This is a genomic window from Leptolyngbya sp. FACHB-261, from assembly GCF_014696065.1.
Taxonomy (GTDB): Bacteria; Cyanobacteriota; Cyanobacteriia; order FACHB-261; family FACHB-261; genus FACHB-261.
The window spans coordinates 399,116-414,535 of sequence record NZ_JACJPL010000015.1 but is presented as its reverse complement, the minus strand read 5'-3'; the positions used below and the strand labels follow the sequence as shown (position 1 = coordinate 414,535).

The 15,420-nt window shown below is 52.5% G+C and carries 17 protein-coding genes; 9 read left to right on the top strand and 8 right to left on the bottom strand.

What is annotated here, in order from left to right:
- Positions 1–350: 350 nt before the first annotated feature.
- The 3 genes from H6F94_RS08110 to H6F94_RS08100 form a co-directional block, all read right to left on the bottom strand.
- On the bottom strand, positions 351–1,136 hold the full coding sequence (locus H6F94_RS08110; RefSeq protein ID WP_190801700.1) for an ABC transporter permease: 786 nt from the start codon (positions 1,134–1,136) through the stop codon (positions 351–353).
- 96 nt (positions 1,137–1,232) lie between these two features.
- Positions 1,233–1,931: an ABC transporter ATP-binding protein gene (locus H6F94_RS08105; RefSeq protein ID WP_190801699.1), complete on the bottom strand. Its 699-nt coding sequence runs from the start codon at positions 1,929–1,931 to the stop codon at positions 1,233–1,235.
- 10 nt (positions 1,932–1,941) lie between these two features.
- Entirely contained in the window at positions 1,942–2,901 is a 960-nt protein-coding gene (locus H6F94_RS08100) for a tetratricopeptide repeat protein (RefSeq protein ID WP_199320267.1), read from the bottom strand.
- A gap of 371 nt (positions 2,902–3,272) precedes the next feature.
- Between H6F94_RS08100 and patR the strand changes: the two genes are divergently transcribed.
- Positions 3,273–4,328, top strand: coding sequence for a heterocyst master regulator PatR (gene patR, locus H6F94_RS08095; RefSeq protein ID WP_190801698.1), 1,056 nt, complete (start codon positions 3,273–3,275; stop codon positions 4,326–4,328).
- Positions 4,329–4,411: 83 nt separating this feature from the next.
- Here patR and H6F94_RS08090 read toward each other — a convergent pair whose 3' ends face one another.
- Positions 4,412–5,137, bottom strand: a complete 726-nt coding sequence (locus tag H6F94_RS08090; protein ID WP_313949245.1) for a diacylglycerol/polyprenol kinase family protein — start codon at positions 5,135–5,137, stop codon at positions 4,412–4,414.
- Positions 5,138–5,582: 445 nt separating this feature from the next.
- On the opposite strand from H6F94_RS08090, the gene H6F94_RS08085 reads away from it, so the two are divergent.
- Complete coding sequence (locus tag H6F94_RS08085; RefSeq protein WP_199320266.1) at positions 5,583–7,817, top strand: CHAT domain-containing protein; 2,235 nt, start codon at positions 5,583–5,585, stop codon at positions 7,815–7,817.
- A gap of 54 nt (positions 7,818–7,871) precedes the next feature.
- Here the strand turns inward: H6F94_RS08085 and H6F94_RS08080 are convergent, their stop codons facing one another.
- Entirely contained in the window at positions 7,872–8,099 is a 228-nt protein-coding gene (locus tag H6F94_RS08080; RefSeq protein WP_190801697.1) for a hypothetical protein, read from the bottom strand.
- Between the two features lie 258 nt (positions 8,100–8,357).
- Between H6F94_RS08080 and H6F94_RS08075 the strand changes: the two genes are divergently transcribed.
- Positions 8,358–8,573 (top strand): hypothetical protein, encoded by a 216-nt coding sequence (locus H6F94_RS08075; RefSeq protein WP_190801696.1) that lies wholly within the window; start codon positions 8,358–8,360, stop codon positions 8,571–8,573.
- A gap of 19 nt (positions 8,574–8,592) precedes the next feature.
- Here the strand turns inward: H6F94_RS08075 and H6F94_RS08070 are convergent, their stop codons facing one another.
- Positions 8,593–8,838, bottom strand: coding sequence for a hypothetical protein (locus tag H6F94_RS08070; protein WP_190801836.1), 246 nt, complete (start codon positions 8,836–8,838; stop codon positions 8,593–8,595).
- Positions 8,839–9,368: 530 nt separating this feature from the next.
- Here H6F94_RS08070 and H6F94_RS08065 point away from each other — a divergent pair.
- From H6F94_RS08065 to H6F94_RS08055, 3 genes are all read left to right on the top strand, one after another.
- Positions 9,369–10,847 (top strand): glycosyltransferase family 2 protein, encoded by a 1,479-nt coding sequence (locus H6F94_RS08065; RefSeq protein WP_242041044.1) that lies wholly within the window; start codon positions 9,369–9,371, stop codon positions 10,845–10,847.
- Positions 10,848–10,902: 55 nt separating this feature from the next.
- On the top strand, positions 10,903–11,715 hold the full coding sequence (locus H6F94_RS08060; RefSeq protein WP_190801695.1) for a hypothetical protein: 813 nt from the start codon (positions 10,903–10,905) through the stop codon (positions 11,713–11,715).
- A 61-nt stretch (positions 11,716–11,776) separates the two neighbouring features.
- Positions 11,777–12,652 (top strand): EamA family transporter, encoded by an 876-nt coding sequence (locus H6F94_RS08055; RefSeq protein WP_190801694.1) that lies wholly within the window; start codon positions 11,777–11,779, stop codon positions 12,650–12,652.
- 40 nt (positions 12,653–12,692) lie between these two features.
- On the opposite strand, the gene lexA is transcribed toward H6F94_RS08055, so the two are convergent.
- Positions 12,693–13,310 carry a transcriptional repressor LexA gene (gene lexA / locus H6F94_RS08050; protein WP_190801693.1) on the bottom strand — a complete coding sequence of 206 codons (618 nt, stop codon included), beginning with the start codon at positions 13,308–13,310 and terminating at the stop codon, positions 12,693–12,695.
- 174 nt (positions 13,311–13,484) lie between these two features.
- Positions 13,485–13,838, bottom strand: a complete 354-nt coding sequence (locus H6F94_RS08045) for a hypothetical protein (RefSeq protein ID WP_190801692.1) — start codon at positions 13,836–13,838, stop codon at positions 13,485–13,487.
- 233 nt (positions 13,839–14,071) lie between these two features.
- Between H6F94_RS08045 and H6F94_RS32880 the strand changes: the two genes are divergently transcribed.
- The 3 genes from H6F94_RS32880 (at position 14,072) to H6F94_RS32185 (ending at position 15,151) form a co-directional block, all read left to right on the top strand.
- A complete protein-coding gene (locus H6F94_RS32880; protein ID WP_277878022.1) occupies positions 14,072–14,206 on the top strand; it encodes a hypothetical protein in 135 nt (44 codons plus the stop codon).
- Positions 14,207–14,213: 7 nt separating this feature from the next.
- Positions 14,214–14,579 carry a DUF4864 domain-containing protein gene (locus tag H6F94_RS08040; RefSeq protein WP_190801691.1) on the top strand — a complete coding sequence of 122 codons (366 nt, stop codon included), beginning with the start codon at positions 14,214–14,216 and terminating at the stop codon, positions 14,577–14,579.
- Positions 14,580–14,920: 341 nt separating this feature from the next.
- A complete protein-coding gene (locus H6F94_RS32185; RefSeq protein WP_242041043.1) occupies positions 14,921–15,151 on the top strand; it encodes a response regulator in 231 nt (76 codons plus the stop codon).
- Positions 15,152–15,420: the final 269 nt, after the last annotated feature.

The window sequence follows — 15,420 nt, the reverse complement described above, 5'->3', positions numbered from 1 at the left end:
GTTGGATTCCTCTCCATCGGCTGAGTTTAATACACTTTCTCTATGTAATAACAGTTGCTTGAACTAAGCTTCTTCCGTAGGGGTACGCAACTTTTGCAAGGAGACCTAGAAAAAATATCAGTAAAACAACTGATTTGCTCTTGCTAAAAATTATAGGCTAATTAATTTGTGCAGCTTAAAAACAGATGCGTAGTAGCCAGCTTGAACTATGCTGAGCGCAGTAGGATGCTTTTGTTAACCGCAAATCTATTTTGTTTATAGAGTGAATATACAGAAGGCAGTTAGGAAAAACTGCTGAGATTGAGATTTTTTGTGAAACGAGAATCTGGGCTCGACTACTACTAGGTAGGTTAAATTTGCTCCGTGCACTGTAGCTGCCAAGCCGAATTGAAGAAGCGTTTAGCTAGGAGCAACGCGACCAGTAGCGCTGTTGTTGCATTAGTAAAAGCCAGCATGATTATGATTACGAGCTGATACTTTACAGCAACAGCAGGATCAGCTCCTGCTAGGATCTGCCCAGTCATTGTTCCAGGTAAACTCACCAAGCCTACTACCATCATGGAGTTAATTGTAGGGATTAGCCCTGTCTTTAAAGCAGTTCGGATGTATGGAGCACAAACTTGACTTGGGCTTGCCCCGAGAACTAATCGCGCTTCAATCTCACTACGCTGGCTCCGGATGGTTGCCTGCAAACGCTCTGCTGCTAAAGCTGCTGCATTCATGGCATTGCCTAGGATCATTCCTGCTAATGGAATCACGTAATGAGGGTCGTACCAGATAACTGGTTGAATGACGACCTGGGTTACGTAGACCAGAGTCAGACCAGAGGCCAGGAAAATTGAACCTGTAAGAATGGGCAGCGCTTGCGCTACAGGCTGCTTCAATCGATTGCGAGCTTCCAAAGCAGCAATAGAACCCATTAGCAGCAGGATGCCTAGTTCTGCCCAAGGGTTATCGATGGCAAACACTGACTTCAGAATGAAGCCAACTAAGACCAGCTGAATTACTGTGCGCAGGGTCGCCACTAGTAAATCTCGCGTGACTCCTAGCTGCTGCCAGATTGATAAACCGATGACCACGCCGATTAGCGCCAGACTGCGACTCAGATCGGTCCAGCTTGGGTTTATGGCTTCCACGTTAGGGCTGTTACAGACAAAGGTTTACTTTTTCACTTTATGGAGTTTAGAGCAGTGCAGTGCTGAGCCATCCAACTTGTATGCCAGAGAGACGGCTCACAGGTTAGATGGCAGATCAACTGCAGGACCCTGCCAAACCAATTGACCTGCCTGCAATGCCAGTGCTCGCCCATCCAGGCGGCTTACCCACTCTCGCTGGTGAGTTGTGAGCACGACTGTCATCGTATGGCGCAAGCTTAAACCAACTAGAGCATCTATCAGCTGAACCGCTTTAGCCGTGTCCAGGTTGGCTGTTGGTTCATCCAAGAGCAGAATTTCAGGCTCAACGCATAAGGCTCGTGCTATTGCCACCTGCTGCTGTTGACCTCTGGAAAGCTGCTCAACTGGGCGCTCTAGCCATTCTGCCGGAATACCCGCTAAGGCCGCACTTTCGTTGAGCTGGAGATCCAACTTAGCGCCGCTCCAGCCCCGCAGCTGCAAACCGTAGAGCAAGTTGTCACGCACACTGCCTGTGAACAAACGTCCCTCCTGGAAAACCAAGCTGAGCCTTTGTCGTACCGTTTGTACTGGCCAATCTGTTAAGGGTTTGTCTTCTAGAAAAATCTGACCATGTGTAGGATCCTCCAGACGCATCAGCAGCCGCAGTAGGGAGGTTTTACCCGATCCTGAAGGACCAACAATGCTCAGGCATTCGCCAGCTTGGAGGCCAAAACTGAGATCACGCAGTAACCAGACTGAATTACCCGTAGCTCCATCACGGACCTGACGACCAACCTGCTCTAGCCGTAGCAGCATGGACAGCAGCTCAAGGCGTGGTGGCAGGGGATGTCGCGGCAGGCGGCATAGCGGCAGGAGACTGCGGCGCGGCAGCAGGCGGAGTAGTAGAAGGGGCAGGAGTTGCAGGCGGTGCAGCAGGCGGAGTGGCCAGTTGCTTGATCTGATCTTTCGCCGCTGCTGGTGCTAAGGCAACTGCAGAATCAAATAGTGCCTGCGATTCTGCAGCCTTACCCTGCTCACGCAGAACCAGTGCCTTGCCCACTAGAGGCCGGAAATCATTTTTATCTCGGTTCAAAATCTGGTCGTACACTTGCAAGGCTTCAGGATATCGCTGCTGGGCTGCGTAGACGTTGCCTAACAGCCATTGCACATCTGCTTTGTTAATTGGCTGTGGTTGGAGTGGGGCCTGCCCAGGAGGAGGGGGTACGGCCGGTGTTGTCTGCTGATTGGCGACCTTGAGGGTGTCTTGAAGCAGACCAACAGCAGCTTCTGGCTTGTTTTGCTGCAGCAGTAAACCCACTAACCCGTTGAGAGCATCTGGCTCACCAGGCGAACGGGTTAGAACGTCCCGATAGGTGCTGGCAGCTGCTTCCTGGTCTCCTAAGCGCAACTGAGCCTGAGCGAGTAAGACTGCGTAACCTGGCTCCTGAGGACTCAGTTTGACGAGCTGCTGTAGGGGCTCCACCAAGCCCTGAAAGTTGCCCAATTGCGCTCGGGTGCGAACTAATCCCTCAAGAGCTGTTCGGTTGTCAGGCTCTCGTTGAATGACCAATTCATAGCCTCGCTCTTGAGCTTTAAGGTCAGCCTGAAGATCGGCAGGCGTGTTTTGAGGCGTACTGGCGACACTAGCTGACTGGTCAAACAGGTTGGGTAAGAAGGGGGCTACAGAAAAACCGAGAAGGGATACCATGCTGATGAGCACAAAACCAATCACCAGCCAGCGTCTGCGTTTCTGAGCCACACCAATCCCCTTGAACTCTGGTGCCATTATGGAACACATCGGTTCAGGGCTGCTTCTGCACAATGCTCTCGCCCGTCTTGGGCCAGCCATAATGATTGCGGGCAGGATTAACGCCTGGATATCTTAGTTCTGATTAGCTCTGAGTTCTGAGCAGGTCCAAGCCTCCGACCCGTCATCACACAAACAGTTGAAACAATTACCGGACTTCCTCTCGGGGACAGGGATAAAGTTGAAGGATTTAGCTGCAGGAAGGATTTGCTTGCCTGCTCGATGCAAGGAACCCACGACCTCAGTAGTTCCCTGGTCACCAAGCGCCCCTAGGCGACCGGTCTTCGTCAGAGAAGGCCAGTACCATAAACTCAGTGCAATCGGCCTGTACCCAGCCTTGACACAAGCCCATGAGCCAAACCTCTCCTGACTCCCGTGTTCCACGTCCACCTCGCCCACCAGAGACTCGCCCAGTGCGACCCAACACTGACACCCAGGATCGGGTATCCCCTGAGCAGCCGCTAAGTGAGGGGGAGCAAGCTGGGGGAACGTCTGATAGCAGCTCATCGGGCCTCTCGCCCCGCCCACCCCTAGCCCGTCCGATCCGCCCCTCTGTTGTTCCTACTGCTGACCCGGAGCCTGCCCCAGCTCCATCTGCTAGTAGTCAGACTGAGCCGGATGCTCCCCCAGAGGAAGAACTAGAAGGATTGCAACGTAACCAGCCGATTCCCCCACCCAGTGAGCCCACTCAGTATCGGGCAATCGGGGTAATTCGGGGGCGCTATGTTGCCTCTAGTGAGCAATTTACTCGAGGTGACCTCATTGCTGCTGATGGCACTGTGATCAACGCTGTGCTTCTAGGCCGGGTGATGAGTCTAGTGAAGAATCATCTGGAGCTAGATCGGGAGTATCTGTGGGTGGTTTACCCGCGTACCCGAGACAAAACTCACCAGCTACACGCTCAAATTCTCGGCGTCTGGGAGCCTGTAGAACTTGGTAAAGCTGAAGAGCCTCTTGACCCAGGTATTGAAGATGGTTATTTCTCGGTACGCGGTGAGGTAATCTTCCAGTCTCAGGACCGGGGTTATGTCATCGTCAAAATCCGTCAAGCTCCTCGTAAGGGCGCCAAGGAAAAACCAAAATCCTTCAAATTGCGCTTGGCTGGCTTTCTGCCCAGCAAAGGGGTCGGCTACTTCTGGAGCTTAGAGGTTCAGCGCGACGGTGAGCAACTGATGATTCAGGATGGTCAATCGATAGCCCCCATGCCCCCTCGCAAGAAGCGGGGAGAAATCGGTCCAAGCCGGGGTGGTCCTCCTCGTCGCAGTGCTGGCGTCGGACGCGGAGAAGGTGGTGGGGGATTACGACGCGACAATGTGGTCAGACCAGCAGTTAACCCACAGCGCTCCGGTCCAGTAACTAAACCGATCAAGCGCTCTGATCGACCCCGCCGCGAAGGGGAAGGCTAGAGGCCAAATCGTCTAGATCGCCAGAGATAACATAGACAGGGGAGCCTCATGCTCTCCTGTCTATGTTGTTCTGGAGCGTTCCTCTAAATTCCCAAAGCAACTGTCAACCCCCAGGCCACTAGAGCACTACCCAAGGGAACGCTGAGATTGTCAATGCCCTTGATTGAAAACATCTCTAAGGCTGCGGCTAAAAGTGCTACTGGCAGCGGGATTAAGAGTAGGGTCGCGAGACTTGGTCCTTGGGCTAAAGCTAAAACGATAGCTGTAACCGTATAGCTAGCAAGGACCATGGTTAGAGAGCCCTCTAGGGTCTTGGTCATGCCGCCAATCTTGTAAACATGCTTACCCCAGCGCTGCCCTACCAGCGCTGCTAAACCATCGCCCCAAGCCATGACTAGGATCCCTAGCGCTGCGTACTGTGGCAGTCCTGCTGGCCAGAAGGCCAGGATCAAAGTGCCAATGCTCAGGGCATAGAACAGAGTGCCAAAGCTTTGTCGCCCCACGCCGTTGATACTGCGTAGAATCGGCAGCCGGTAGGATAGGCCCATCAAACCTGCAAATAGCGTCGCGGCCCCCAGCCCTAGCCAGGTCGGCACCTCTAACCACCAAGCCAACAAGATCACATTGCCCACGCCAATGTGGACGGTTTTGCGGGCTAGCTCGCTGCTAACAGGCTTTTGAAGGCGGTTAAGCGCCTCAGCAAGGCCAAATACCAACAGTAGCCACAAGGCTGGCAGCAGCACCTGGAGCCACAGGGGTGGCCCCTCTCCAGGAGTGGCAAAGATGAGGCGAGCCCACTGTGTCAACACAAATAGCTGGTCAGACTAGGACTTAAGCTAGCCCTTATGGTGAGGGCTATGTCCTCACGATACTTGAGAGACACAGGCAACTCAAGAACGCCACTGAAACCGTCAGATATTGCTTACTCAGACTGTACTTGTGACTGTGCGGTTGCTGCCGGCATGCCGACACAGCTTGTCTCCCCAGAGGTAGAGGGGATGGGTGGGAGGAAGTACAGGCAAAAAAATCCCCTAGAACCCGAGGGCGCTAGGGGATTTGAATCAGGGTGCATCTACCATCCCTTACTTCTGTAGACGCTTAGTCCATCCGGAAAGCGGTTAGCCGATTTGAGGAACTTAGCCCTACCGCTCCTGTCGCTTCGGGTTGGTGACATCGGTTTGTTACAGCTTTGGTCCTGGCTAGAGGGGCATGGGTAAGAATAGTAAGAGATAGAGTTTCCTGAGCCGCCTGCCGGTGATCCAGCACGAATTTCATTTGTCTGTTACGCCGGTAGGCGACAGCCGCTATCTGATTCGCACAGAGCGAGTTGCCCCAGGGGTGCCTTTGTCCGAAGAGTTGGCAGTATGGCCAGTGGAAGACTGGCTGACTCAGGCGCAAGCGCTGATGGGCGATCCGCTCCTAGGATTGCTGCGCGGCAGAGCACCTGCCTCACTCGGCGCCTTAGGTGCTGCTGAGGGGGGGGGGAGTAGTTTGACCGGTTTAGGTCACGAACTGTACCAAGCCTTGTTCAGTGGCAGTGTGCGGGACAGCTGGCTGGCTGCTCTGGGGATTGCTCAGCATCAGTATGCAGGAGCGCCCGAGGATTTATTGCCTCGCCTGCGTTTACGGTTGGGGCTGAAGGGACCTGGACTGCCCCGCTTGCCCTGGGAAGCCCTACACGACGGCAACCGTGCGCTAACCATGGTCACTGATCTGACCTTTACCCGCTATCAAGGCACGTTCAGCAGCATTGCTCGTCCCGCCCGCCACCCCCCGCAGCCATTGAGGGTGTTGATGGTCGTTGCGACGCCTAATGACCTGGCGGATCTTTCTACTGAACAGGAAGCCGAGCACTTACGCCTTGAGCTAAGTAGCCAGATTGAAATTACACTTCTATGTCAACCAGGTCGGGCTGATCTCACCCGAGCGCTAGAGCACGGCAACTACCAGGTTCTCCACTATGCCGGTCATAGTGATTTAGGTTCTGATGGTGGCAATCTCTGTCTGGTTAGCAGTCAGACTGGCCTAACAGAGTTTCTGAGCGGTGATGATCTAGCTGGTCTGTTGGCTAACAATGGGGTTCGGCTGGCTGTTTTCAACTCCTGTCGGGGTAGCCATACCCCTGCCTCGCAAGAGCGCACTTTAGCAGAAGCTTTGGTGAAGCGGGGGATTCCGGCGGTGCTAGCGATGGCCGAGCGCATTCCTGACGATGTGGCCTTGACGCTCAGTCGTTTGTTCTATCGCAACCTTACGCAAGGTGCCAGTGTCGATTTGAGCCTGGCACGAGCCCGCCAAGGCTTATTGTCGAGCTACAGCTCTAGCCAGCCCTATTGGGTACTGCCGGTGCTGTACATGCATCCAGAGTTCGATGGCTACCTACTGCCCTCCCCTATCGGCACTATGGCAACTGTGGCGATCCCATTACCTTGGCCCACAGCTGAGCGACCGGAGATACCTGCGCCTGCGCTAGCTGCCAGTGAGGCAACGAAGACTGCTCCCCCATTACTGCCAGAGAGTTTGCCAGGCGGCCATCAGAAAACTAGCCCCTCTTCGGGACCCCATCGCGAAGCGGAAGTTCAACCGACCCATTCTTCAGGATCGGCTCGGTCGTCTCGCTGGAGGCTACCTGGCTTGGGAGCTGAAGCGCCAGCCCTGAGTGGTATTAGTGCTGCTGTTTTAGCGCCGAGGAATCGGTTTTCCCTGACCTTAGCGATTGCAGGTGCGGCTGTCGCTGCTGGGCTTGGGTTAGCAACTTGGGGAACGAGCCAGGGCAATGGCCCCTCCGCCAAACAGCTCATGCCTGAGATCCCAGTGAATGTGGCCCCCGTAGCTCCGGAGCCAGAAGCAGGAGAGCCCCCCTCAATTACCGATTCGGCTACAACCAGTGATTCCACAGCGACTTATAGTGGAGCGATTGCTCAGCTGCTGGACCAGGGCAAGTTAGCTGAGGCTGAAGCTGCGCTCAACCAGATTCCAGCCAATCCTCAGACAGCAAAAGTCCCAGCCGAGGCCAATTATTTGTGGGGCAGGCTAGCGATGCAGGCTTACCAGCAACGCTTTAGTGACTACCGCAACACAGGTCTTCGTGTCGCTCGTCAAAATTTCCAACAGGCAGTTGAGCAACAACCTGGCCAGGCTACCTACTTGAATGCTCTCGGCTTTGCGCATTACAGCAACGGTGAGCTGATGCTGGCTAATGATGCTTGGTTGAAAGCTCTGGCAATGGCTGAGCAGGACAACAGTGCACAAGGGCGTCAGGCTGCAACTTTGGCTCGGGCTGGAGTTGCCTTAACTCTAATGCGCAGTGCTCGCGATGAAACCTCCGACACGGCTGTCGAAGCTAAGCTCGCTCAAGCCATTGAGCAGCGAGACCAGGTTCTAGCGGCAGACAAGACCTACGCAACTCCAGATAGTCTGCCGGATATCTGGCTGTGGACGGCACCAATTATGGCTGATTGGAAGGCGCTCTTGAAAGTTCAGCTTCTCTAACAGTTGCTTTAACCGTCGTGCTCAGCGGTGCTGACTTTGGGTGACTAAAAATAGCTAGCTAAGTGAGCCAAAAAGAACCCCCACCGGCTGGGTGGGGGAACTAGGTCTGGTTGGATTGGGGTGACTTGACCCAGGGCTGTCGGAGCCGTCTTTGAGCTGTCGACGTAGAGCTTGAGTTGCCTTCTGGATACGACGTTGGTTAGCACTGGAGTTGTGATGGGAGCGGTCTTTGCCGGAGCGCTTGCGCTTACGCTCTCCGAACCGCCAACCGGCTGCTTTCATTGCTAAGGTCCTTGAGTTCTTTTCTAACTTTACTTAATGAACTCCCGAGTAGGCCAAATAAAACCCCCCGGCAGGCCAACCAGGGGGTGCAGAACTTCGTGGTTCTTCTCTTTGATACGGCTTTGGCCAAGCAAGTCGTTAGGGGCAGAGATGCCTGAGCTTTGGGGGGTGGGAGCCTTGCTTGAGGCAGGGCAACAACCCTTTGTTCAAGTTCTAAAAACAGTTCTAGAGTCTAGGACTTGTAGTAGCCCTTGAGACATGATGCGACGACTAGAGCGGTTGCTAGCCTGGGTGGGTGGAATCAGTTTGTTGAGTGGGCTATTGCAGCCATTAACCGTTAGCCCTCAGGGGGTTACCTCGTTGTCGAGTGCGCAGAATGCTTTGCAAAAACAGGTCTGTGAGGAACCCCAGACTTCGGGCACACCTACTGCCAAACCGCAAGAGCCCGTCCGGTGCAAGCCACTGAGCTATTAGCCCTAGCGAATTCTGAATCCTAACGATCTTCAGAGAACCAGCGCCACAGTTGGTCAGGCAGTTGCCCCAGCCATTGCCCTGTCCATTGGTTGAGATAGCTCCACAGTTGGGCTGGTCCAATGCCAAACAGCAACTGAAGTACCAGAATTAGTAGTGCAACACCGATCGCAGCACCGATAGTGACTTTGACCACCCGGATCAGCCAAGTGAACACTAGGAAGGCCACGATAAGTGCACCGATCAGAAGGATAATTTCAGTTGGCACTGCCTGTATCTCCCCTAATGCTCATAGGCTGAGTTCTGTCAATGTTAAGAGAATCAATGTAAAGGAACTTGTCTTATTTGCGTCAAAAAGTTTACCATCTGTACTCAGAGTCTCTAGCCAGAGATAGGTACGGAGGTGATTCGTTTCTATCGTAAGATAGACAAAAATCCGGTAATGATTAGCTTAAGGTCGTAGCGTCCCGGTTGGGCAGTCGGAATGCATGGTGCTAGCGCTTGTGCTTAATGACTTCTTTGCAGAGAGGAGTTCAACAGCCAGCGCTCTAGGCAGGTCAGCTCAGATGGACGTGTAGGCCGATCAGTCATCAGGGATTGTGAAAGCAAGATGGGATATGTAGAGACTGCTTGTTTTAGGACCGATTGAACAGTTGCTCAGATTATGTTCAATTTGAGTGGAGCTTAGCAGGTTCTTGATCCGGACAAAGGTCTCAGTTGACTGCTGGCTGATACTAAAGGGGCTCAGCGATGAGGTCCTGACTGGTTGTGTGAGGGGTTAGAGCCACTAAAGGTGTGATGAAAAAACAACTGCTGGGCAAGGCTGTCGTGATTTTTGGTCCGATGGCAGACAGGATTGTGTTCGCGCAGATTGTCGTCCTAGGTTTGCCAACGATTGTCTACTATTGCATTTTTTCCAACCTGCAGCCTTTGCTCCCTCTGCATCTAATCATTCCTACGCTTTATCTATTGACCTCGATTTTAGTCATCGCCGAAGCCACAGTTGCCGGTTTCTGGCCGAGTTCCAAGCGTAGACACCCACGGGTTGAACAGTCCCTCCAACCCCTCTCAACCGCGAGCTCCAGGATCGCTTCCAGTGTGGTGGCGGGTGGCAGAAGTCAGCATACAGACTCTACTGTGCCAGCGTCCTATGGCTCAGTTCCTCGTTGCTCAGTAATTGTTGTGGCCTACCTGCCCAATGAGCAGGGTGTCATTCTGGGAACGCTCAGGCACCTTTTGAATAACCTTGAGCGGCCAGAGCAGGGATTAGAGATTATTTTGGCCTACAACACGCCAACGCGATTACCCGTCGAGGCGGATTTGCATCGCTTGGCAGCCCTGCATCCGGAGCTTCGGTTGCTTTTGGTGGAAGGGAGCCGCTCCAAGGCTGAGAACTTGAACGCCGCCGTGCAGATAGCAACTGGTGAGATGACCTGCATCATAGATGCCGATCACCGTCCAATTGCTGACTGTTTGGAGAGAGCCTGGAACTGGTTGAGGGATGGCGACTATGACGTAGTGCAAGGGCGTAATGTCATTCGTAATTACCGTTGTAATCTTTTAACCCGCTTGGTTGCTGTTGAGTTTGAATGCCTCTATGGCATCAGCCACCCGGCTAAGTCTCTGCTAGTTGACACGGCCATCTTCGGTGGCTCCAACGGCTATTGGCGCACTTCGGTCCTTCGCAAGATCCGCTTTAGGCCGGGAATGATGACCGAGGATATCGATGCAACTCTGCGGGCATTATTAGCGGGCTATCGCATTGTTCACGACCGGAATATTATTTCCACTGAACTGGCTCCGCTTGACCTGCGTTCTTTGTGGGCTCAACGTAAGCGTTGGGATCAGGGTTGGGGAGAAGTCAGTTTGAAGTATCAGTGGCCGCTTTGGCGCTCAGATAAGCTCAATCTGGGCCAAAAACTTTATTGGACTTGCTTGCTGTGCTACCGGGTCATTTTTCAGCTGACCGCCCTCCAAGTCTTCCCCATGTTGTTTGGGCTAGTGCTCAGCGGCAACTCAACGCCTGACTCTATACAAACCTATGTTTTGCTGACAACAATCCTGACCTTGCTCAGTGGCCCTTACCAAACTCTCATCGCCCTGAAGGTCAGAAGCGGAATGCTGCGAGCTGCCCCAGCTCATTTCCTGTTCTACTGTCTTGCCCTACCCTTTTACGCTGCACTCAAAAATACGATCTCCGTTGTTGCGCTTTACGATCACATCATGGGCAGAACCGACTGGGTTGTGACGCCCCGGGGTTTGATGTCTTTTCGTTAATTGACCAGAACCTGAGAAATTTGCCACCATGAGCCAAAAGCTCAGGAGGTAGCAGATGGCTACGACCAGTTCTCACAGTGGGGCAGCTCAACAACAGGCTCAGCAGGCGATTGACGATTTTGAGCGCTCTCTGGCACCAGGAGTTTGGCCAGGTCTCAGCAAACCAACCTTGGTAGCTGAGATTCGATCTCGGGTCAGAGATCCCTTTCTGCTCAACCAAGGGGGTCAGCCCTTCTGTGGCCCAGCCTCGGTTCTATTCGAACTCATTCGCAAGCAGCCTCTGCGTTACGTTGAGATTTGCCGGAGTCTGTTTGAGAGGGGGGTTTTTCAAGCCAAATCGCGACTAATCGAAGCTTCTGAGCGACTGCGTCAGAGCCAAGGCCGGTTGCGCATGGGTCAAGCCGATTGGTTGGTTCTGGCAACCCTGCGCGAATCCGAAAATCTAATTTTTCCAGTTGAGCCCGATGCTCCTGATATCATCCGCAATCTCGGTGGTATGACTAAGTCTTGGGAGATGAAAGGTTGGGTGCGGGAAGTGCTTGGGTATACCCATGTTAAGTATGAACACACCTATATCTATGGTGAGTTTGCCGCTATGCGTGAGGCTGAGGCCGCGATGGCTGAAGGGGGTGTAGCCTTTGCCTTAATTACAGCGGAGGGATTGCTAAGCGACAAGCCACCCCTATTAGCCGTGCCCAATCATTGGGTCACTTTACTCGGTAACCTATCGATTCAACCAGGTAAGTTTTTGCAGCACGATAGTGGGCATGTCAGCTTTGATGTCTATTCCTGGGCACAGAGGCTGCATGTTGATATTGATGAAGGTCCCTTTGAGGATTATTTCTGGGGGGTTGTTATTGGTCGTTAGCTTAGGCTCGAATGGTGGGCCTGAGGGAATCAATTGCTTTTGTTAATGGCTAGCGATTCTGATGGTCTGGTTCGTTCTGGCCTCGCTTACAGCAGTTCTAGAATCACTGAGGGATGCCTTTAGTAAGAAAGGCTTGAGAGATGTTGATGAATATATTCTTGTCTGGTCTCTCAAGTTTTTTACGCTGCCTTTCTTGAGTTTATTATTGCCTTTCTCAGGCATCCCCACCCTGCAACCCTCGTTCTGGGTTGCGCTTCTAGTGAGCGGGGGGCTGAATGTTGTTGCCTTTCTGCTCTATATCAAAGCGATTAAGAACTCGGATCTGTCTCTGGCCGTTCCAATGGTTGCTTTCACACCTCTCTTTCTCTTGGTGACTTCACCCCTGATCGTCGGTGAGTTTCCAACCTGGATCGATCTGATCGGTATCCTATTAATTGTGGTTGGCTCTTATGTGCTCAACCTGAAAACTAACCGCCAAGAAAACCGCTGGGCTTACTGGGCACCGTTCCAGGCCCTATGGCAAGAAAAGGGCGCACGGTTGGTGTTGCTTGTCGCCTTTATTTGGAGCATTACCTCAAATTTTGACAAGATTGGTGTGCAGAGTTCTAACGCTGTTTTCTGGTTGATTGCCAGTAATAGCTTGATCGCTCTGGTCATGCTGCCCATCATCTTTTACCGATCCAAAGGCAGCCTCCAACAAATTTCGCAGAATCTGAAAGCCCTACTGCCAATCGGGCTGTTTGATGCTTTAGCTGCCGTTTGCCAAATGACTGCGATCAGCTTAACTTTGGTCGCTCACGTCATTGCGATCAAGCGCACCAGCGTTCTGTTCAGTGTGCTTTGGGGGCACTTATTCTTTGAAGAGCCTGGCCTTCAGGCAAGACTTGCTGGAGCGTCAATTATGGTTGTGGGTGTTGCCGTCATCACCTTACTGTAGAGACTGCAAGGGTTGGCTTCCCTAGTTCTGGCCCCAAAGCTTACTGACCATAACCGCGCCAGACGCCTACAACCACGCCCTGCACCTGCACCTGTTCAGCAGACGCAACAATGGGTTTATATTTGGGGTTAGCCGGTTCGAGCGTGATCTGTGCGCCTTGGCGACGGAAACGCTTGAGTGTTGTGCCATAGCCTTCCACGAAAGCAGCCACAATCGTGCCGTTGCGTAATTGATCAGGTTCTGTGGTGGGACGCAGCACTACGACATCGCCCTCGGCGATCAAGTCTTCGATCATGCTGTCCCCGACTACACGCAGAGCATAACAATCGGGCTGAATCATCAAATCTGAGAAATTGAGATGCTCAACATCGCCCAGATCATGGAAGGGCTCAACAGGCCCCCCTGCGACAATTGCCCCTTTGATCGGTAAACCTTCAGTGGCTGTGGAGCGCAGCAACCGGATAGTGCGGGCACGGCCTTCTTCCCAAGCTATATAGCCCTTATCTCGCAGATGCTCCAGACGCCTCTGTACTGGGGCCGGAGACTTGAGCCCCATTGCTTTCATCATCTGGCGGATTGAGGGCGAATGACGGTTTTGGTTTACGTAGTCAGAGAGCCACTCTAGAAGTTGCCGCTGGGGTCCAGTCAGAGATTCCATAGTGCGTCCAGTAACTGAGCGATGTAATCGCGCAGGGAAGAGGGAAAGCTTCCAGGTTCTTTTGAACTATAGAACATTTGTATCAAGACGTCCAAATATTCAGCGGCCCCCTTGGCTTTGAGGCGTACTTACGCTCTTGTAGGCGAATCTTGCAGGCAGAACCTTGGGGGAGGATCAATCTACCCAACCAAACACTCCCTCTGGAAACCGACCGGGTTGTGTTTTGGGCAGTGCTGGAGTTGCGGGTGCTAGCTGTTGGGAGGCCTTGAGTTCTTCATTCCCTTGCCGCAACGCCTCGACCTCTTGCGTAATTGCCTCATTGGCTTCCGAGAGCTGTGCAATCATCTGGGTCGCTTGTTCAAGCAGATCTTTATGCTGCTGTAAGCCGGTCTCTAGCTCCACCACTTGTGCCTGAAGCTTGGCTTCCTTTTGGTGCGCCTCTTCCAACTCATCTTTCAACTCGGCCAGCATGACTTCTAAATCAGCTTTGGTAGGATTGCTGCGTCTGGCACGGGGTTGCTCATTCATGGGATCATGCCAATTTAGAGGCTGCTGAAGAGATAGCTAGGATTGTAGGTTAAAACGCTGGCCTTATTGAGGCCCTAGCAAAGCATCGAGACAGGTCAGGCAGGGGGGCATCGATAGTGACTTTTCGAGAGGCCTCTTCGGCAGGTGATCAACCAAACTTCTAGACCAGATCAGTGAACAAGAGCAATTTTGCCAGTAAGCACTGTAACCCGGTAGGCATTGAGGTCAACAGTATGCAGAGACAGACAATACCAACTGGAACTCCTTGGCAATCTCTAGCTGGCCCCTCATTAGGGGCTCGATTAGGTCCAACTCCAGAAATGTTAGTGGAGAACGAAGTTAATGCCTACATCGCCGAGGAGGTTTGAGCAGTAGATGCCAATTACTGATGCTGATCGAGCTGCTATTCGCTCCGTGATCCAGGGGCAGCTAGAAGCCTTTGGTCGAGACGATTCAGCAGCGGCCTTTGCTTTTGCCAGTCCAGAGATTCAAGATCAATTTCGAACACCCGGCAATTTTATTCGGATGGTCAAAACAGCTTATCAGCCAGTTTATCGGCCTCGATCCGTTCTGTTTGAAGACCTAACCCTGATGCAGGGATTTCCAACCCAGCAGGTTTTGCTATTGAGTGCGGAAGGTAAATTAGTGATGGCACTCTACTTAATGCAGAAGCAGATCAATGGCGGTTGGCGTATTGCTGGTTGCCAGCTCATGCCCCGCGCGAGCGACTTAGATGAGTGACTGCGCTCAAGATGGCGGATGGGAGACGGTCCATCGACTACAGGCGCTTTCATGATGTAGCTCCTCCGTTTCAGTCAATGCCAGATAGCTAGGCAGAACTGCTTGCCTCAATTCTGACTGCTTCAATTCTGGCTGCCTCAACGTCTTTTAACCGAACGTTTTTTAACTACTGGAGAAATTGCAATGAGTAAGTGCGTATTGATCGTAGATGACGAGGAAGATGTGTGAACAATCGCCCAGATGGGACTGGAAATGGGCGCTGGATAGCAAGTTCTAACCGCCAGTTCTGGTCAGGAAGCTTTAGTCATAGCTGAAGCCAACCAGACGTTATTTTGCTAGATATGATGATGCCCGATATGGACGGACGCGCTGTTCTTCAACGTTTAAAAGTAAATTCCACAACCAATCAAATCCCGGCCATTTTGGTAACTGCTAAGGTCCAATCTTCGGATCGCAAAAGCTTTGCTGAACTGGATGTTGTTGCTGTCTTCGCCAAGCCCTTTCGTCCCTTGAAATTGGCTGATGAGGTCACCACAGTATTAGCTGGATTAGGATCAGCTCCAAAGCTATAACCAGGCTATAAAGGCAGCAGGATAAAAAACGTACTGCCCTGACCCAAAATACTCTCAGCCCAAATTTTGCCGCCATGCTGCTTTGGGTCGTGATGCTTTAGAGCTAGCTTTGCAGAAAAAGATTTGTTAAGGAAAGTGAGTTTTCTAGTTCCTCTCGCTGTGACCAGAATCACCAGCATGATTGGCATAACTGGCTGGACCTGTCCCTCTATACCTACAAAGAGCAATCGAGAAGACTGCTCCCTAACCTCAAAGACATCGCGCTGAGA